The 18,000-nt window shown below is 58.1% G+C and carries 13 protein-coding genes, 1 tRNA gene and 1 pseudogene; 6 read left to right on the forward strand and 9 right to left on the reverse strand.

The window, feature by feature from the left end; translation table 11 throughout:
* Positions 1–466 precede the first annotated feature (466 nt).
* Positions 467–2,125: a P-loop ATPase, Sll1717 family gene (locus BZK31_RS16200; protein WP_083183971.1), complete on the forward strand. Its 1,659-nt coding sequence runs from the start codon at positions 467–469 to the stop codon at positions 2,123–2,125.
* 721 nt (positions 2,126–2,846) lie between these two features.
* Here the strand turns inward: BZK31_RS16200 and BZK31_RS16205 are convergent.
* The 5 genes and pseudogenes from BZK31_RS16205 to BZK31_RS16230 form a co-directional block, all read right to left on the reverse strand.
* Positions 2,847–3,212 (reverse strand): histone-like nucleoid-structuring protein, MvaT/MvaU family, encoded by a 366-nt coding sequence (locus tag BZK31_RS16205; protein WP_083183972.1) that lies wholly within the window; start codon positions 3,210–3,212, stop codon positions 2,847–2,849.
* A gap of 65 nt (positions 3,213–3,277) precedes the next feature.
* Positions 3,278–3,466 carry a hypothetical protein gene (locus tag BZK31_RS16210; RefSeq protein ID WP_167377995.1) on the reverse strand — a complete coding sequence of 63 codons (189 nt, stop codon included), beginning with the start codon at positions 3,464–3,466 and terminating at the stop codon, positions 3,278–3,280.
* Positions 3,429–4,373 carry a chromosome segregation protein SMC gene (locus tag BZK31_RS16215; RefSeq protein ID WP_167377997.1) on the reverse strand — a complete coding sequence of 315 codons (945 nt, stop codon included), beginning with the start codon at positions 4,371–4,373 and terminating at the stop codon, positions 3,429–3,431. The genes BZK31_RS16210 and BZK31_RS16215 overlap by 38 nt, the downstream gene beginning before the upstream one ends.
* Before the next feature lie 93 nt (positions 4,374–4,466).
* Positions 4,467–5,444, reverse strand: a pseudogene (locus BZK31_RS29070) (DUF927 domain-containing protein); the annotation flags it as partial.
* 159 nt (positions 5,445–5,603) lie between these two features.
* Positions 5,604–5,680 (reverse strand) — tRNA-Arg (locus tag BZK31_RS16230).
* A 343-nt stretch (positions 5,681–6,023) separates the two neighbouring features.
* Here BZK31_RS16230 and gabD point away from each other — a divergent pair.
* From gabD to BZK31_RS16250, 4 genes are all read left to right on the forward strand, one after another.
* Positions 6,024–7,466 (forward strand): NADP-dependent succinate-semialdehyde dehydrogenase, encoded by a 1,443-nt coding sequence (gene gabD, locus BZK31_RS16235; RefSeq protein WP_083183974.1) that lies wholly within the window; start codon positions 6,024–6,026, stop codon positions 7,464–7,466.
* Positions 7,467–7,655: 189 nt separating this feature from the next.
* On the forward strand, positions 7,656–8,936 hold the full coding sequence (gene gabT, locus BZK31_RS16240) for a 4-aminobutyrate--2-oxoglutarate transaminase (RefSeq protein WP_083183975.1): 1,281 nt from the start codon (positions 7,656–7,658) through the stop codon (positions 8,934–8,936).
* Between the two features lie 160 nt (positions 8,937–9,096).
* A complete protein-coding gene (locus BZK31_RS16245; protein ID WP_083183976.1) occupies positions 9,097–10,485 on the forward strand; it encodes an HDOD domain-containing protein in 1,389 nt (462 codons plus the stop codon).
* Positions 10,486–10,794: 309 nt separating this feature from the next.
* Positions 10,795–11,352 carry an HD domain-containing protein gene (locus BZK31_RS16250; RefSeq protein ID WP_083183977.1) on the forward strand — a complete coding sequence of 186 codons (558 nt, stop codon included), beginning with the start codon at positions 10,795–10,797 and terminating at the stop codon, positions 11,350–11,352.
* 51 nt (positions 11,353–11,403) lie between these two features.
* Here BZK31_RS16250 and cadR read toward each other — a convergent pair whose 3' ends face one another.
* The gene (cadR, locus tag BZK31_RS16255; protein WP_083183978.1) at positions 11,404–11,850 is read right to left on the reverse strand and encodes a Cd(II)/Pb(II)-responsive transcriptional regulator; all 447 of its coding nucleotides are present in this window, start codon (positions 11,848–11,850) and stop codon (positions 11,404–11,406) included.
* Positions 11,851–11,934: 84 nt separating this feature from the next.
* On the opposite strand from cadR, the gene BZK31_RS16260 reads away from it, so the two are divergent.
* Positions 11,935–14,172 carry a heavy metal translocating P-type ATPase gene (locus tag BZK31_RS16260; protein ID WP_083183979.1) on the forward strand — a complete coding sequence of 746 codons (2,238 nt, stop codon included), beginning with the start codon at positions 11,935–11,937 and terminating at the stop codon, positions 14,170–14,172.
* 331 nt (positions 14,173–14,503) lie between these two features.
* Here the strand turns inward: BZK31_RS16260 and hutG are convergent, their stop codons facing one another.
* Genes hutG through BZK31_RS16275 form a run of 3 tightly spaced genes read right to left on the reverse strand, consistent with a single transcriptional unit; the run spans position 14,504 to position 17,916 of the window.
* The gene (gene hutG / locus BZK31_RS16265; RefSeq protein WP_083183980.1) at positions 14,504–15,307 is read right to left on the reverse strand and encodes an N-formylglutamate deformylase; all 804 of its coding nucleotides are present in this window, start codon (positions 15,305–15,307) and stop codon (positions 14,504–14,506) included.
* A gap of 11 nt (positions 15,308–15,318) precedes the next feature.
* Positions 15,319–16,524, reverse strand: a complete 1,206-nt coding sequence (gene hutI / locus BZK31_RS16270; protein ID WP_083183981.1) for an imidazolonepropionase — start codon at positions 16,522–16,524, stop codon at positions 15,319–15,321.
* Positions 16,525–16,539: 15 nt separating this feature from the next.
* Positions 16,540–17,916 carry an amino acid permease gene (locus BZK31_RS16275; RefSeq protein ID WP_083183982.1) on the reverse strand — a complete coding sequence of 459 codons (1,377 nt, stop codon included), beginning with the start codon at positions 17,914–17,916 and terminating at the stop codon, positions 16,540–16,542.
* Between the last annotated feature and the right edge of the window lie 84 nt (positions 17,917–18,000).

Below are 18,000 nucleotides of genomic sequence, written 5' to 3' on the forward strand. Positions count from 1 at the left end.
TTCGTGGAGCGGATACGATCGGGCTGCCATCTTCGCCCCTCTCACATAGAGGACAAGCCATAAAAGCGTACAGCAACGGTCGATGTATGACCGTCGCTATCCGACTCAAAGCTACCTCTGCCGCGCCAAAGGATACCTACTTACGGACGTCGTAGCTCAGGCCTTGGAGATAGTACTTGCGACCATCAATTTGCTCGACCTTTTGGCTAGGTCCTGCTTCCAATTGGGCCATATATCTGGAGTGCCACATGGGATAGTGGCTCTCTTGTCGGAAGGTTGAGCCCTACCGATGAGTTTCAGGCAATCGATGATGAGCGCGTGCTGCCGACGGGAGGTCAGCCGCCAGCCCCTCACTGAATAGCATGTGCGCAATAGGCGTGCTTTACTTGTACCGTCAAAATGACATCTTCAGATCTTGCCTGACCTAGACTTTCCCCCAAGCTTTATAAAATTTTAAAGGATTAAAATGGACGATAGAAGCCTGAAAATAACCCGGAACCTGAAGATCGGTGCTCTTGATGCGGAGGGCGACGCTGATCTACTGAATCGGTGTTTTGTCGACAACGGTTATTTGAACCGGCTGATGGATGTAGATTCTCCTGAGTCAATAATTCTAGGTCGTACAGGGTCGGGCAAAAGCGCTTTACTTTACAAGATTCAATCCACGGCTCAAAAAGTTGTAAAGCTTGATCCTAACGATATTTCTGTTCGATTTTTAGAACACTCCGATATTATTCAGTTTTTTTGCGCGCTGAATATTAATCTTGATCTTTTTTACAAGCTTTTATGGCGTCATGTACTGACTGTAGAGTTTTTGAAGCTCAGATATGATATAAAAAATGAGTTCGAAAGCAGAAGTTTCATCGATGGTCTCGTTAATAAATTTAGCAGGGATGTAACTAGGAAGAAAGCGCTGGAGTACTTCAGTGAATGGGGAGACCGCTTTTGGCTAGATACGGATGAACAGCTTCGGATAATAACAAATAAGCTGGAGTCTGATACAAAAAGCTCAATAGGAGCCAAGTACTCTGATGTTGCTCTTTCGCTAGATGGAGCAAAAAAACTATCTGACGAAGAACGAGTTGAAATAAAACAGCGCGCCAGTCTTGTGGTTAATGGTTTACAGATACGTAAGCTCAACGAAGTTTTAGATTTGTTGGCTGAACATTCCTTTGATGATCCTCAGAAAAAGTTTTACATACTAATTGATCAGTTAGATGAAGAGTGGGCTGGAACAGAGACTAGAGTTCGGTTTATCCGAGCCTTAATAGAGGAAATTAAAACATTTCGCCGAATTCGGCAGACGAAAATAATCGCAGCATTGCGAAAGGATTTGCTGGTACTTGTGTTTGACATAACTCGCGATTCTGGTTTTCAAGAGGAGAAATATGAATCATATCTCCTTGAGCTAAGGTGGTCTCCTGAGGAGTTGGCGCGCCTAATAGAGTTGCGGATAAATGAGGTTTTCAAAAGTCAATATACAAGACAGTTGGTGCACTTCGACGATGTATTTCCGAAAGCTCGTAAGGGAGGAGGGCAAACTGCAATGGAGTTTATTATTGAACGCACCCTGCGCCGCCCTCGTGACATACTGCAGTTTGTCAACGAGAGCTTTATTATCGCTGCTGATCGTGAGCGTATCTCTTGGAGATCTTTGTTTGCGGCTGAAGCGCAATATTCGGAGAAGCGTTTAAAATCTTTGAAGGAAGAGTGGAGTGAGGTTTACCCATCTTTTGAAGATGCTGTAGAAGTTCTCCGTGGATTAAAAGCAACTTTCACACGTTCAATGATCAAAGATGCAAGATTGGAAGATGTGATGTTATCGCTGTATGATCATGATACGTCCGACCCATGCGTGGCCATAGTGAAAAAATACTACGACAGCCAAGGTGTTAAGGAATCCGAAGTTCTGTCAAGTTTACTTTCTTGTCTATATCGGGTAGGCGCTGTTGGAGTGAAAACGGGGGCTATGGATACGTATATCTGGTGCTACGTTGACCAGGCTTCAGTCACTAGGGGGGAAATTAAACGCGTTGAACATTTGAAGATTCACAAAATGCTTTATCGCGCTCTTGATGTTATTACTGATCAAAGAGAGATTTTTGAGGCCGAAGACCTAGACTAACAGTGCTGTCTTGCTTTGCAAGGTCGCGGTTATGGTGACCCAGCTCCTTGGAGGTCTTTTGGTAAAGGCGGTGATGCCTCGGCCCATTGCTGAAACTTATGCAGTCTATTTAATTTGAAAGGCTACTTCTGGCCGAAGTCGGTTTTTCAGGAACCGATGCTTTTGGCCAGAAGCCGTCATTCAGCAATGGAGGAAGTATGAGAAGCTCTCGTCCGTCACTTTGATTAGCGTAACCCGAAGCGCCCGGAATATGTGCGGGTTAGAGGCCCGGCTTATCATTGATTTTATAGCCTGCCAAAGGAATTTCGGATGTGTGGTTGTATAGCATGGCAGAACTAATCCGGACGCCAGTGATGCCCAGGCTGCATACGTTGGTAGGCAGAAACACAATTGCGTTGCTAGTGCTCGCAAGCTTCAACAGCCCGGTGCCTCCGTAGCTCATGTCCAGTGAACTGGTATCCGGATTTGCGAGGAAGACTTGTTCGTCATGGCGTTCGAAAAAGTGTGTCTCGATTTCCTCGAGTTTGGATGGACTTTGGCTTTATGGCACAGGTCTGACGGCTCTCTGCCTTAAGCAGACTGCGATATTTAGTATTAAGAAATAAACTGCATCTGGAGAAATGTCAGGGCAGCTGTGAGCTGCCAGCGAACGCGTTCACTTACAATCCAGGGCCTTCATCAAAAAGGGCCCCGTCTGGGCCCTTTTTCAGGTGAAGCGGTTTTATTTCTTCAGCCATCCTTCGACGACTTCTGCACCGTATTCTGTCTTCCATTCCTTTAAGGCTCTGTGATTCCCACCTTTGGTTTCGATCACTTCACCGGTATTCGGATTTTTGTACACCTTGAGTACGCGCGGTTTGCGTGTGCCAGCAGGTTTGTCAGAGATCTGGCCTCGGGCCGATGCCTGGGGGTCCAGCAGATTGACGATGTGCTTCAGGCTGAAGCCATAGTGCTCAAGCAGCTTGCGCAGCTTCGTTTCGAACTCGATCTCTTTCTTCAGTCCATCATCACCTTTCATCTTTTCCAGCGCCTGGAGTTGCTCGGCGAGGTGTTTTTCCAGCTGACGGTATTCTGCGAGTTTGGACATACTGTCCCCTTTATCTGTAGTTGCGTGTGTTATTGAGATCGATAGTGCCGATTAAAAGTCTCGCACTATTTCCGGCGTATCAGTTGACTTTCAATGTGCGCCATTTCCGCTTTAATTGCCTTGATCGTCAGCATTTGTATCTGACTGACTTTGGCTGAGGTCGCGCTGATGGTTTTCAGCAGTGCAGCCAGATAAGCTTTCCGAGCCTTGAGCGTGTCAGCCCAGCTCGTGCTGTTTTGTAGCGGCTTGTTCACTGCTTTCATCCTTTCGTTGCCCCAGTTGGCTCACGAATGCAGCCTGTTGAGGTGTCGAAATATCGTTGAGCTGGAGCAGGTCCTGCGCGCTGTATCTGCGCGCCCGGTCGAATAGTTCATGCCACGTCCAGTTCCCGACCTTTTCACCTTCCTGCGGAACCGCCAGTTTCAACAGGCTCACTTGATCAAGGCCGAGCAGGTTGTAATTTGCCCACAGCCTTCCGCCCACATCGAAGAGTGCCTTAGCGGCCTCGTTCCATTTCTCTTCCAGCACTGTTTGAGAAAGCCACAGGGCGTCGCGTTCTATGCCCTTGTGCTTTTCCTGCGCTTCGGCGATGTATCGATCTACGGTAAGCAGCTCCTGCTCCAGCGCGGATATGATCAGGCCTTGTCGACGATCATGTTCGGCAGCGGTTGCCAGGTTTTTTGCGGCTTTTTGCGCATCGGCGTTGGCGGTCTTTTCGCCTTCGGTGTCGCCCCATGCGACGGCCTGTGCATACGCAGTCGCGGCGTTCGTTTCAGCCTGCCGGGCTTTGGCCATGTCCTCTACGGCCTGTTGTTTGATCTGTTCAAGACGGGTGCTGAGGCCCTGACGTTTTTCATTCAGCTCCTGCTCATCGGCTTTCCAGGTGTTCATGGCCTCGATGTAACCCGTCATCAGGGAATGGCTGTTGATAAGGGTCTCGCGGCGATTGATCTTCTGACCCAACAGGTCCGCATTGTGCTTGCGCGCATCGAAACGCGTTTTCAGCTCGTTGTACTTGTCGCGTAGTTCGCGCTCTTGGGTGGGCTCGATGGACTGCTCATTTTCCAGCGCAGCTTCAAAAGGCAGCATTTGGGCATGCAACTGGTCGGCCTCTTTCAGCAGGTCATCGCGGCGGTCTTTCAGTTCTTGGATCTCGTTCATGTGTCTGGTCTCTATTCACTTCGATTGGGAGTTGGTTGAGTGGCTGGCGAGGCCGGGAATCAGCCGGCGCTACCTCGATCCGCAGGGATGCACTCATGCAGCCCGAGCCTCGCTTTCAGCCAATCCCGGAATCGTCTTCACGATGTAACAACGTTGTGTGCCCAGGCCGGGCAAGCGGACCAGACTCGATGCCTTTCCATCGTTCCCCGGCTCAATGACTCCGCGCTGCAGCAGCTCCTTGTTCACCGCATTGATGTTCATGCCCCGGAAGATCTCCGAGCGCCAGGACTCGGGCAGCACGTAATACGTGTTGGTGGTGTGCAAGGAGTCGCCCAGACCGTGTTCCATCGTCTTGCGAAAGCCAAGCCTGTCGATGGTGCGCGGGCCGTGTTCGTCGATTTTTGCCGCTGCCGATTCCCAGCGGGTAAATCGGCTCTCGCCGAAGCGCTCGATGACCTGGCGCAGTCGCGACACGATTGCGTCACCCTCGAAGTTACCGACGCCGCCACGTTCGTTCATCCATGCGTTGAGGCACACCCGAGCTGCGGTGGTAGCGGTCCCATCAGGCCAGCCTGTTATCCCCATCGCAGTGGCCAGCTCACCCGCTGCGGCGGCGAGGCCAAAGCGAGCGGCGGCACGGTGAGCTTGTCCGCTGGCCGACGCAGGTAACGATTGGGCGATAAAGCCTTCCAGCGTGCGGCGCAGAATGGCGGACCAAGCGTGGCGTTTGTCGGGCTCACACAGCGCTGTGAGAAAGGCGGTGAGCGGTGTGCCGTAGTATTTCGCGACTCGTGCTTTGAGCGCGTCGGACAGCGCCGCTGCATCATCGAAACCGTTGAGGGTGTCGAACATGCCCAAACCTTTGCTGGCATCGGCTGGAACGGCGAGCATGCGTACTTCCATGCCCGCTTTCAGCTCCTTGTTCGCTTCGGCCATGTGCTGGGCCAGCGTCTTCTCGCCCGTGGAAAGGAACAGCAAACGCCACTCTTGTACCTGCCGACCTGCCTGGCCTCGATCATTAGCCCGTGCCTTGCCGGTGCCAGACATGTACACCGTCCTGTCGACGATGCGCGTCTTGCATGCCTATCCCATACCAAGCGCCAGTCCGAGCGGGCTTTGATAGATTCCGATGCGATATAGGAACGCCTCCAGCCAAAAACAAAAAAGCCCGCACAAGGCGGGCTTTCGGAGTTCTTTGTAGACTGTCCAAGACACATCTAGATTTTAGTATGGCGCACCAGGCGGGATTCGAACCCACGACCCCTGCCTTCGGAGGGCAGTACTCTATCCAGCTGAGCTACTGGTGCAACGCGGGCGCCATGATACTCATCTGATGGGCGGGCGTCCATGCTGGCGAGCGGCTGTTGTCGATTTCGCACGCTTTATCCATCCCGCGTCTAAAAACCTCGCAAAACCTTCAATCCCACCGCAACACCCCGTTCTTTTTTTCGAACAGCCTATTGTCCTTTAACCCAGCAGTCCCTAGGATTCGTTTGAGATTTCAAACGCTCTTGTTCGGTCTTCGCGCGTTTCAGGCGCTGCGCATCGTTGGAGCCGATGGAATGTTTTCCCGGCGATGGCTTCCAAATGGGGTGCATCGATATTCATTTGTTCGCTCCGCCTTTGTGCGGTGCTGTTTAGGAGGCCGACATGCAGCTCAAAGATTCCACACTGTTCCGCCAGCAAGCCTACATCAACGGCCAGTGGCTGGATGCGGACGGTGGCCAGTCGATCAAGGTCAACAACCCTGCCAACAACGAGATCCTCGGAACTGTGCCGAAGATGGGCGCGGCCGAGACGCGTCGTGCGATCGAAGCGGCTGACAAGGCGCTGCCGGCCTGGCGTGCACTGACCGCCAAAGAGCGTGGCAACAAGTTACGTCGCTGGTTTGAGCTGATGATCGAGAACCAGGACGACCTGGGTATGCTCATGACGCTGGAGCAGGGCAAGCCGCTGGCCGAGGCCAAGGGCGAGATTGCTTACGCCGCTTCCTTTATTGAGTGGTTCGCGGAAGAAGCCAAGCGTGTCTACGGCGATGTGATCCCCGGTCACCAGCCGGACAAGCGTCTGATTGTGCTAAAGCAGCCGATTGGTGTGACCGCTGCGATCACACCGTGGAACTTCCCGGCGGCGATGATCACCCGCAAGGCCGGTCCTGCGCTGGCTGCAGGTTGCACGATGGTGCTCAAGCCCGCTTCGCAAACGCCGTTTTCCGCACTGGCGCTGGCTGAGCTGGCCGAACGTGCGGGTATTCCGGCAGGTGTGTTCAGCGTGGTGACCGGGAGCGCGGGCGATATCGGTGGCGAACTGACCGGCAACCCGATCGTGCGCAAGCTGTCCTTCACCGGCTCGACCGACATTGGTCGCCAGTTGATGGCCGAGTGCGCCAAGGACATCAAGAAAGTCTCGCTGGAACTGGGCGGCAACGCGCCGTTTATCGTGTTCGATGATGCCGACCTGGATAAGGCGGTTGAAGGCGCGATGATCTCCAAGTACCGCAACAACGGTCAGACCTGCGTCTGCGCCAACCGCATCTACGTGCAGGACGCGGTGTACGACGCGTTCGCCGAGAAGCTCAAGGTTGCGGTGGGCAAGCTCAAGATCGGCAACGGGCTGGAAGAGGGCGTCACCACCGGTCCACTGATCGACGACAAGGCCGTGGCCAAGGTCAAGGAACACATCGCCGATGCGGTGAGCAAAGGCGCGACCGTTCTGTCCGGTGGCAACAGCATGGAAGGCTCGTTCTTCGAACCGACTATTCTGGTCAACGTGTCGAAAGACGCCGCCGTCGCCCGTGAAGAGACCTTTGGCCCGCTGGCGCCGCTGTTCCGCTTCAAGGATGAAGCTGAAGTGATCGAAATGGCCAACGACACCGAGTTTGGTCTGGCGTCGTACTTCTATGCTCAGAACATGAGCCGCGTGTTCCGCGTGGCCGAAGCGCTGGAATACGGCATGGTGGGTATCAACACCGGCCTGATTTCCAACGAGCTGGCACCGTTCGGCGGCATCAAGTCCTCGGGGCTGGGCCGTGAAGGTTCCAAATACGGCATCGAAGACTATCTGGAAATCAAATACCTCTGCCTGTCGGTCTGATTCGGACTGCTCGACCAGGGATATTGCAGCCGATGGCGCGCGAGAGCGACGCGTCATCGGCTTTTGCGGCACCCGAAACTTAGGGGTGGCTTGAAGGCTGCAGCAGTCGATCATCGTATGCTGTTGCGGTTTACCCAGGCTGCTTGATCCTTGAACTGCGCCGACCGATGAGCGGCGAATGAGGAATACATGAGCAAGACAAACGACTCCCTTATGCAACGCCGCCATGCTGCCGTCCCGCGTGGCGTGGGTCAGATTCACCCGATCTTCGCCGCGTCGGCGAAGAACGCTACCGTCACCGATGTTGAAGGTCGTGAGTTCATCGACTTCGCGGGCGGTATCGCGGTACTGAACACCGGTCACCTGCACCCGAAAATCATCGCTGCCGTACAGGAACAGCTGACCAGGCTGAGCCACACCTGCTTCCAGGTGCTGGCCTACGAGCCGTATGTCGAGCTGTGCGAAAAGATCAACGCCAGGGTGCCGGGTGATTTCGAGAAGAAAACCCTGCTCGTGACCACCGGTTCCGAAGCGGTCGAAAACGCCGTCAAGATTGCCCGTGCTGCCACTGGCCGTGCCGGCGTGATCGCGTTCACCGGCGCTTACCACGGCCGCACCATGATGACCCTGGGGCTGACCGGCAAGGTCGTGCCGTACTCGGCCGGCATGGGCCTGATGCCCGGCGGTATCTTCCGCGCACTGTACCCGTGCGAGCTGCACGGAGTGAGCGTTGACGACTCCATCGCCAGCATCGAGCGTATCTTCAAGAACGACGCCGAGCCGAAAGACATTGCCGCGATCATCATCGAGCCTGTGCAGGGCGAGGGTGGTTTCTACGTCGCGCCGAAAGCCTTCATGCTGCGTCTGCGCGAGCTGTGCGACAAGCACGGCATCCTGCTGATCGCTGACGAAGTGCAGACCGGCGCTGGCCGTACCGGCACGTTCTTCGCGATGGAGCAGATGGGCGTTGCCGCCGACCTGACCACCTTCGCCAAGTCCATCGCAGGCGGCTTCCCGCTGGCGGGCGTGTGCGGCAAGGCCGAGTACATGGATGCCATCGCGCCGGGCGGTCTGGGCGGCACCTATGCCGGTAGCCCGGTGGCCTGCGCGGCGGCACTGGCGGTGCTGGATATCTTTGAAGAAGAGAACCTGCTGGAGCGTTGCAAGTCGGTCGGCGAGCGTCTGGTCACTGGCCTGAAAGCCATCCAGGCCAAGCACCCGGTCATCGGCGAAGTTCGTGCGCTGGGCGCGATGATTGCGCTCGAGCTGTTCGAAGACGGCGATTCGCACAAGCCGAACGCGGCGGCCGTGGCTCAGGTTGTGGCCAAGGCACGTGACAAGGGTCTGATTCTACTGTCGTGCGGCACCTACGGCAATGTCCTGCGCGTGCTGGTTCCGCTGACCGCTGAAGACGAACTGCTGAGCAAAGGTCTGGCCATTCTCGAAGAGTGTTTCGCGGAAATCGCTTGATCCTCTTTAAGGTCGCGGATTGATTGATTTGTGACCAAACAGACAAAAAAAGCCCGTTTCGACGGGTTTTTTTTCGCCTGGGCGAAGGTATTTCACTGTTTTGGCTATATCCGGGCGAAGGCTTTGGCTAAGGTGAACGCATCGATGTCGGAGAGTCCTGATGACTGCTGTAATTTTGCCCGCGGTACCTCGCGTATTGATTGCTGAGTCTGATCCGTGGGTTCGCGAAACACTCAGCGAGCTGGTGCTGAGTGTGCGTGGGGATATCGAGCTGGAGATGTGCACCGACGGCAGGCAAGCCATCGAGTGGATGAAAAAACACCTGCCGGATCTGGTTATCGCCGCACGCGAATTGCCCGCCATCGATGGGTTGAGCCTGCTGCGCGGCATTCGTAACCTGCGTCGGCAGCCGCCGATCCCGTTCATTCTGATCAGCAACCGCAGTGACGCGGCCAGCGTGCGTGAAGTGCTGCCGCTCGCGCCGACGGCTTATCTGACCAAGCCCCTCGATACCGTGGGCCTGAAGCAGCGTCTGGAAGGGTTGTTGCTGGGGCGTCGTGCGTCTGCACCGGGCGAAATGCCTGCGCTGACGCCGGGCCTGACGCTGATGAAGTTTCTGGAAAAGCGCCGCGACGTGGCTGATGGCGCGCCGCTGTTTGTCGACGTTGCGACGGCGATTCAGTTGAGTCAGGGGTCGGCAGGTCTCGATGCGACGCTGCTGGAGCAGGAGCTGCGCAACGATCCGCACATTACGGCGGTGTTGATCGCGGCAGCCAATACGGCGGCTCAGCACTTGGGAAAGCCTGTGCAGACCTTGGGCGGCGCGATGGCGGTCCTCGGCGCGCCGCAGACGGCGACCATCGCGTCAGGCCTGGCCAAAAAACGCATGGCGGTGCTCACCAACGATGCGTTGCTGGCCAAGGCCAGTCAGTTCTGGACCCTGTCGCAACGCACGGCGGATTACGCACGCATCCTCGGTGGCATGCTGGAGCTGGATGTCGAACGCTGTTTCTGCGCCGGACTGCTGCAATCGCTGGGAGATCTGGCAGTTTTGGGTTGCTTGCAGGAGTGGCTGCTGGCAGGCGGCGAGCTGAATGAACAGGCCATCGATCAGGCGCTGGAACAGTATTCGGCCTCGTTCGGCTCAGCACTGCGCACCCGCTGGCGTCTGCCGCTGGAACTGCGCGAGCTGATCGCGGCGGTGTATCAGTACAACACCGGCATCTATAAGCGCGAAGTGCTGGCCATGAACCTGGCGGGCCAGATGGCGCAGTTGGGGGAAGAGGAGAGCGTGACGCAACTGCTCAAGTCCAAATCGGCCAAGCTGTTGAAGCTGAGCGTCGGAGATTTGCAGCGCCTGCGCAAGAAGCTGACCGGGGTGACCGATCCGAGTCTGCTGGCGCCCTTGGTGGTGGAGCCTGAGACCGGTGAGGAGCAGAGCGCCGAGGATGATGGGCCAGACCTCCTGGACCTGACACCCGAGCCGCCTGCTGCCGAAGAGCCCGAGCCAGAACCGGAGCAGAGTATCGAGGATGTACCGAAGGCTTGAGTCGGATGCCTTTTGATCGTTCCTCCCGTACCCGGCTTGCCGCGAGAAACCAGGCTCGCGGGAGAAATGCCAAACCTTGTGGCAAGCCGCGTCTTATCAAACGAATCATACTCTGCTGAAGAAGCGCGATTTTGTGGGAGCGAGGTTGCTCGCCAAAGGACCAGTAGCTCGGGAGGGCCAGTGCGCCCGGACTATCGCCTTCGCGAGCGTGCTCGCTCCGCTTATACAGTCCAGTTCCAGTCTGCCCGCAAACCGCTTCAACCGACGCGAAGATGCAGTGATGACCCCCGTCAGCAAAGGAACCGTTCGATGCCAACCCTCGACCTGCAACATCTCTACAACAAAGCCTGGCTGTTCGCTTCACACGCTCACGTCGGGCAGAAGATGACAAGCTCGGATCTCCCTTACACGACCCACGTGGCGATGGTGGCCAATGAGCTGATCTTCGCCCACCGCGAAGACGCCGTGGGCGCATTCGAGATTGCCCTTCCTGCCGCGCTGTTGCATGACGTCGTGGAAGACACTGATGTGACGACGATGCAGTTGCAGGAGGCTTTTGGCGCGCAGGTTGCGTCGACGGTCGCGTGCCTGAGCAAGAACCTGATCGTGCCGTTTTCCGAAGAGCGTTATTTTCAGGGTATCGCCGAGCATTCCCGTGAAGCGGCAGCGGTCAAACTGTGCGACCGCATTACCAACCTGCAGTCAGCACCTGCGACCTGGAAACACGCCAAGCGAGCGTCATACCTGATCGAGTCTGCGCAGATCCTGAATGCGCTGGGCCATACGAACGGATACCTCCGGCAGCGGCTCAGCGACACCATGGCGCGTTACCAGACCCTGTATGTGGATGGCTTCGACGCGGTGTGATCAGCAGATCATGACGCGAAGCATCGCTGCGATCAGTTCAGTCGTTGAGCCTCAATGGCTGTGACTACGGCCCACATGTGACGGCTCACCTTCCGGCGTGGCAACGGCGCCGGTGACCTCCAGCCGTTCCAGAATCGCGCAGTGATCGGCTGCGCCGCTGCCGCAACGTTGGCGCAGGTCGAGCAATTGTTCCTGCAGCGCTTGCAGGCTGGCGACCCGGGCGTTGACGTGTTCGATGTGTTCGTCGATCAGCGCGTTGACGCTCTCGCATTGATCCTGCGGGCTGTCGCGCAGGTTCAGCAGGTTGCGAATCTCTTCCAGCGTCATGTCCAGGCTGCGGCAATTGCGGATGAACGATAGCCGCTCCACATGGGCCTGGGTGTACAGCCGGTAATTGCCATCGCTGCGCGCAGGTGCCGGGAGCAGGCCTTCACGTTCGTAATAACGGACGGTTTCGACCTGTGTATCCGTCAACTTTGCCAGTTCACCGATCTTCATGGACTTCATCTCGTGTTAGCGCTTGACCCTATAGTGGCTACAGGGTGTTCACTTGGCAACAAGCAGAACTCAGGAGCGCGCCAGATGGGCCCGATCAGCAAAGTTACCCCGACACACGGTCACGACGAACACCAGGAAGCTCACGCTGAACATGCGCATGCCTGCTGCTCCAGCAAGGCTGCGCCTGCGGTCGTGACGCTCGACAATGCCTCGTCAGCCGATGCGCGCCTGAGCAGTTTCCGAATCGAAGCGATGGACTGCCCGACCGAGCAGACCCTGATTCAGAACAAACTGGGCAAGATGGCGGGCGTGCAGAAGCTGGAATTCAACCTGATCAATCGTATTCTCGGCGTCTGGCACGACCTGCCGTCCACCGACCCGATCCGCGAGGCCATCGGGTCGCTCGGCATGCAGGCCGACCTGATCGAAGAGGGTGCGAATTCCGACACCGCTGCTGCCCCTGCGCCCAAAAAACACTGGTGGCCGCTGGCGCTGTCCGGTGTTGCCGCGCTCGGAGCCGAGGTGGTGCACTTCGCTTCACTGGGCCCGACCTGGGTCGTTGCGTTGCTGGCGCTGGTGTCGATCTTCAGTTGCGGCCTCACGACCTACAAGAAAGGCTGGATCGCGCTCAAGAACTTCAACCTCAATATCAACGCGCTGATGAGCATCGCCGTGACCGGCGCGGTGCTGATCGGTCAATGGCCTGAGGCGGCGATGGTGATGTTCCTGTTCACCGTGGCCGAACTGATCGAAGCCAAATCGCTGGATCGCGCGCGTAACGCGATCAGCGGGCTCATGCAGTTGACGCCAGAGCGGGCCACGGTGCGTCAGGCCGATGGCAACTGGCTGGAAGTGGACGCCAAGAAGGTCGAACTGGAGGCCATTGTGCGGGTAAAACCGGGCGAGCGCATCGCGCTGGACGGCGAGGTGGTGTCCGGGCAGTCAACCATCGACCAGGCCTCGATCACTGGTGAAAGCCTGCCGGTCGAAAAGGCCGTCGGCGACAAGGTGTTCGCGGGCACCATCAATCAGGCGGGCTCGCTGGAATATCGCGTCACTGCAGCGGCGAACAATTCGACGCTGGCGCGCATCATTCACGCGGTCGAGGCTGCACAGGGTTCGCGTGCACCGACCCAACGCTTCGTCGACAGCTTCTCGCGCATCTACACGCCCGTGGTGTTCGTGGTGGCCTTGGCGGTAGCGCTCGTCGCTCCGTTGTTCTTCGGTGGCGCGTGGTTCGACTGGATCTACCGTGCGCTGGTGTTGCTGGTGGTGGCGTGCCCGTGTGCGCTGGTGATTTCGACGCCGGTGACCATCGTCAGCGGCCTGGCGGCTGCGGCGCGCAAGGGTATCCTGATCAAGGGCGGCGTGTACCTGGAAATGGGCGAGAAGCTGGATTACCTGGCCCTCGACAAGACCGGCACGTTGACCCACGGCAAACCGGTGCAAACCGATTATGTGGTGTTGAATGCCGATATTGCCGATAGCGCGCCCGCCATTGCAGCGAGCCTTGCAGGTCGCTCCGATCACCCGGTTTCCCAAGCCATTGCCAAGGCGGCCGAAGCCGGAGCGGTCGTGCACGAGGTGGCCAGCTTCGAAGCGCTGGGTGGGCGCGGGGTGAAAGGCGAGATCAACGGCCGCCAGTACCACTTGGGTAACCATCGCCTTGTGGAGGAGTTGGGGCTGTGCTCGCCTGAGCTGGAAGCACGTCTCGATGCGCTGGAAATGCAGGGCAAGAGCGTCGTGTTGCTGCTCGATTCCAGCGGCCCGCTGGCGCTGTTTGCCGTGGCCGATACCGTCAAGGAAACCAGCCGCCAGGCCATCGCCGAGCTTCACGAACTGGGCATCAAGACCCTGATGCTGACCGGCGACAACCCGCACACAGCCAAAGCGATTGCCGATCAAGTGGGCATCGATCAGGCGCAGGGCAACCTGCTGCCCGGGGATAAACTCGCGGCGATCGAAGCACTGTATACGCAGAACCATCGCGTCGGCATGGTCGGCGACGGCATTAACGACGCGCCAGCGCTGGCTCGGGCCGAGATCGGTTTTGCAATGGCGGCGGCGGGAACGGATACCGCCATCGAGACAGCGGATGTCGCGCTGATGGACGACGATCTTCGCAAGATCCCGGCATTCATTCGCCTATCCCGCAGGACTGCGGCGGTGCTCAAGCAGAACATCGTGCTGGCGATCGTCACCAAGGTGCTGTTCATCGGCATCACCTTTGCCGGGCTGGCAACCATGTGGATGGCCGTATTCGCCGACATGGGCGTGAGCCTGCTGGTGGTATTCAACGGACTGCGATTGCTCAAAAAATAAGCAGGCGGAACCCATCGTGACCAGACGTTTTGCTCCGTACCGCAGATGGTGAGAGACCTGTAGGAGCGGACTCGTCCGCGAAGGCGGTGTGTCAGATGCTGATTTTTTTGGCGCCTACACCGGCCCTTTCGCGGACAAGTCCGCTCCCGCGGTTAAGGACGGCGCGACCGTTGACGTGATGCATGCCTTGTAGGAGTGGACTTGTCCACGAAGGCGGTGCGTCTTGCGTTGGTTTTTCGGTAGCTATACAAGCTTGTTCGCGGACAAGTCCGCTCCCCGGGGCGGGTGCGTAGGAGTGGGCAGGTCCGTTGCCGCTGGGTTGGGAGATGCTTTAGCGGCCAAACCGCTCCTGGCCCCAGGCAATAAGGGTTGCCAGCAGTGGTTTAAGCACATTGCGGGTTGGTTCGGCGAGGTCGGGGCGGTAGTGGAATGGGGCGAATTCGTCCATGTAGGTGCTTTGCGCCAGTTCAAGTTGCACGGCGTGGATGTCGTTCGCCGGGTCGCCGTAATGACGGGTGATGTGGCCACCCTTGAAGCGGCCGTTCAGCACGTGGCTGTAATCCTTGGCCGACGCGCAGACCTGCTCCAGTCTGCTGGCCAGCTCGGCGTCGCAACTGGCGCCGTTGAACGTTCCGAGGTTGAAGTCCGGCAGGCGGCCGTCGAACAGGTGGGGAACGTGGCCGCGAATCGAGTGCGCATCGAACAACAGTGCGTAGCCGAACTCGTCACGCAGCCGTTGCAACTCCTGCTCCAGCGTCTGGTGATAAGGCGTCCAGATCTGCTCCAGGTAAAGGGCCCGCTCTTCAGCCTCCGGCGTCTGGCCTTCCTTGAACAGTGGAACGCCGTCGAACAGGATTGACGGAAACAGCCCCGTGGTCGCACCGGCATACATTGGTTTGTCGTCAGCAGGGCGATTCAGGTCAATCACAAAACGCGAATATTCGGCGGCCAGCGTACTGGCACCCAGTTCTGCAGCGAAGTCGTACAAACGCGGGATGTGCCAGTCGGTATCGGGCAGGCTCAGGGCTTCGTCCACCAGCCCGGCTTCCACGGCTGGCGTGAGCGTGAGGCCCGCGTGAGGCATGCTGATCAGCAGCGGAATACGACCGCGAGTGAAAGTCAGTACCTTATCCACAATGCTCTCCTTTAAACCAGTGATTCGACGCCATGGCGCACGATGCGCTTGTCCAGATCGCCGCCCAGCCAGTACGCCAGATCGGCAGGTCGTTCAATGTTCCAGGCCACGAAGTCCGCCGTCTTGCCAACTTCCAGTGAACCGTGGGTATCGCTCATGCCCAACGCCTTGGCGGCATTGAGCGTAACGCCCGCCAGTGCCTCCTCGGGCGTCATGCGAAACAGCGTGCAGGCCATGTTGAGCATCAGGCGCAGTGACAGGCCGGGCGAGGTGCCGGGGTTCAGGTCGGTGGAAATCGCGATGGGTACGCCGTGTCTGCGGAGCGCGTCCATCGGCGGCAACTGCGTCTCGCGCAGGAAGTAATAAGCGCCCGGCAACAGCACCGCAACCGTACCTGCTGCCGCCATCGCGATGACGTCGTCTTCGGTCATGAACTCCAGATGGTCCGCCGACAGAGCCTTGTAGCGCGCCGCCAGGCTTGAACCGCCCAGCGATGACAGCTGTTCGGCGTGCAGTTTCACCGGCAGCCCGAGCTGGCCTGCGGTGATGAACACCTGCTCGACCTGCGCCGGGGAAAACGCCAGGTATTCACAGAACGCGTCCACCGCATCCACCAGCCCTTCGGCCGCCAGTGCCGGAAGCATCTCGTTGCAGATGTGGGCGATGTAGTCGTCGGCGCGATCGGCATATTCAGGCGGCAGTGCGTGGGCGGCCAGACAGGTACTGCGCACGGTGACTGGCTGGGTATTGCCGAGACGCCGGATCACCCGCAACAACTTGCGCTCGTTCTCCAGATCCAGCCCGTAACCGGACTTCATCTCGATCGTCGTCACACCATCCTTGAGCAGGTGCCGCAACCGGCGTTCAGCGCTGATGTACAGCTCGTCTTCGCTCGCGGCACGCGTAGCACGCACGGTGCTGGCGATGCCGCCGCCGGCGGCTGCGATGTCCGCGTAGCTCACGCCTTGCAGCCGCTGCTCGAATTCGCTGCTGCGGTTGCCGCCAAACACGGCGTGGGTGTGGCAGTCGATCAGGCCGGGCGTGACCCACGCACCGCCCAGGTCGACGCAACTGTCGCCGTCCGTTTCGATCCATTGCGCGCGAGGCCCGATCCATTCGATGAGTGCTCCGGAAGTCACGATGGCGGCATCCTCGATGATCGAGTACTTGCCGTGCGCCATGGTTGCGATGTGACAGTTCTTCCAGAGCGTTTTCATCCGGGCCTCCTCAGGCTAAGGGACAGGGTTGAGCGACTTGGGTTTGACCCATAGACGGTAGGCGATGACCAGCAGCACGATCCAGACCGCGCCGACGATCAGTGCCGCACGGTTGTCCGGGAAATACCCCAGAACGCCGAAGATGAACAGCATGAAGACGATGGCGGCAGCTGGCGCATAGGGCCAGAACGGCACCGGGAATTTCAGTTGGTCGGCTTCTTCGCGGCTCATGGCGCGGCGCATCGCGACCTGGGTCAGCAGAATCATCAGCCAGACCCAGACGGTGGCGAAGGTGGCCAGCGAAGCGATCAGCAGGAACACGTTTTTCGGGATCAGGTAGTTGAGCAGCACGCCGCCCAGCAGAGTCACGCCCATCACCAGCACAGTCATCCACGGCACGCCCTGACGCGACAGGCGCGCAAAGCTGGCCGGAGCCTGACCGTCGCGGGCCAGGCCATACATCATGCGGCCTGCGCCGAAGATGTCGCTGTTGATCGCCGACACGGCGGCGGAAATCACCACGATGTTGAGAATGGTCGCGGCCGAGGCGATGCCCAGATTGTCGAAAATCTGCACGAACGGACTGCCTTGAGTGCCGATCTGCGGCCACGGGTAGATGGACATCAGCACGAACAGCGTCAGCACGTAGAACAGCAGAATGCGCAGCGGCACCGCATTGATCGCACGAGGCAAAGTGCGTTGCGGGTCCTTGGCTTCACCGGCGGTAATGCCGATGATCTCGATACCGCCAAAGGCGAACATCACCACCGCAAACGAGGCGATCAGCCCGGTGACACCATTGGGCATGAAGCCGCCGTGGGCCCACAGGTTACTGATGCCGATCTCGGTGCCGCTGGTGGAGTTGCCGATGCCGAACAGCATGATGCCGAAGCCTGCCAGAATCATGGCGATGATCGCGCCGACCTTGAGCAGCGACAGCCAGAATTCGGTTTCGCCAAAGACTTTGACGTTGCACAGGTTCAGCGCGCCGATCAAGAACACGATGCCCAGTACCCAGATCCAGCGCGGCACTTCCGGAAACCAGAAGCCCATGTAGATGCCGAACGCCGTGACATCGGCCAAGCAGACGATGATCATCTCGAACGCATAGGTCCAGCCCAGTACGAAACCTGCCAGTGGGCCGAGGTAGCGCGTGGCGTAATGGCTGAACGAGCCGGATACCGGGTCATGCACAGCCATTTCGCCCAGGGCGCGCATGACCATGAACACCGCCGCACCGCCGATCAGGTAGGCCAGCAAAACAGCGGGGCCAGCCTGTTGAATCGCCGAAGCCGAGCCGTAGAACAACCCTGTGCCGATGGCAGAGCCCAAGGCCATGAAGCGAATGTGGCGGACGGATAACCCGCGTTTCAAACCATCTTGTGACGTCATTTCAGGTCCATTTCATTACTGGTATGGCAATAGCCGCGAGAACACCTGCATCCGGCTTCCCGCAGCGATTGACCATGGCGAGCC

This window comes from Pseudomonas floridensis (assembly GCF_002087235.1).
GTDB lineage: Bacteria > Pseudomonadota > Gammaproteobacteria > Pseudomonadales > Pseudomonadaceae > Aquipseudomonas > Aquipseudomonas floridensis.

Excerpts from the sequence above, each read along its gene's own strand:
- BZK31_RS16260 (WP_083183979.1), top strand. The coding sequence starts at position 11,935 with ATGGGCCCGATCAGCAAAGTTACCCCGACACACGGTCACGACGAACAC.
- BZK31_RS16245 (WP_083183976.1), top strand. The coding sequence starts at position 9,097 with ATGACTGCTGTAATTTTGCCCGCGGTACCTCGCGTATTGATTGCTGAG.
- cadR (WP_083183978.1), bottom strand. The coding sequence starts at position 11,850 with ATGAAGATCGGTGAACTGGCAAAGTTGACGGATACACAGGTCGAAACC.
- BZK31_RS16215 (WP_167377997.1), bottom strand. The coding sequence starts at position 4,373 with ATGAACGAGATCCAAGAACTGAAAGACCGCCGCGATGACCTGCTGAAA.
- hutI (WP_083183981.1), bottom strand. The coding sequence starts at position 16,524 with ATGAAAACGCTCTGGAAGAACTGTCACATCGCAACCATGGCGCACGGC.
- gabD (WP_083183974.1), top strand. The coding sequence starts at position 6,024 with ATGCAGCTCAAAGATTCCACACTGTTCCGCCAGCAAGCCTACATCAAC.
- gabT (WP_083183975.1), top strand. The coding sequence starts at position 7,656 with ATGAGCAAGACAAACGACTCCCTTATGCAACGCCGCCATGCTGCCGTC.
- BZK31_RS16250 (WP_083183977.1), top strand. The coding sequence starts at position 10,795 with ATGCCAACCCTCGACCTGCAACATCTCTACAACAAAGCCTGGCTGTTC.
- BZK31_RS16200 (WP_083183971.1), top strand. The coding sequence starts at position 467 with ATGGACGATAGAAGCCTGAAAATAACCCGGAACCTGAAGATCGGTGCT.
- BZK31_RS16275 (WP_083183982.1), bottom strand. The coding sequence starts at position 17,916 with ATGACGTCACAAGATGGTTTGAAACGCGGGTTATCCGTCCGCCACATT.
- BZK31_RS16205 (WP_083183972.1), bottom strand. The coding sequence starts at position 3,212 with ATGTCCAAACTCGCAGAATACCGTCAGCTGGAAAAACACCTCGCCGAG.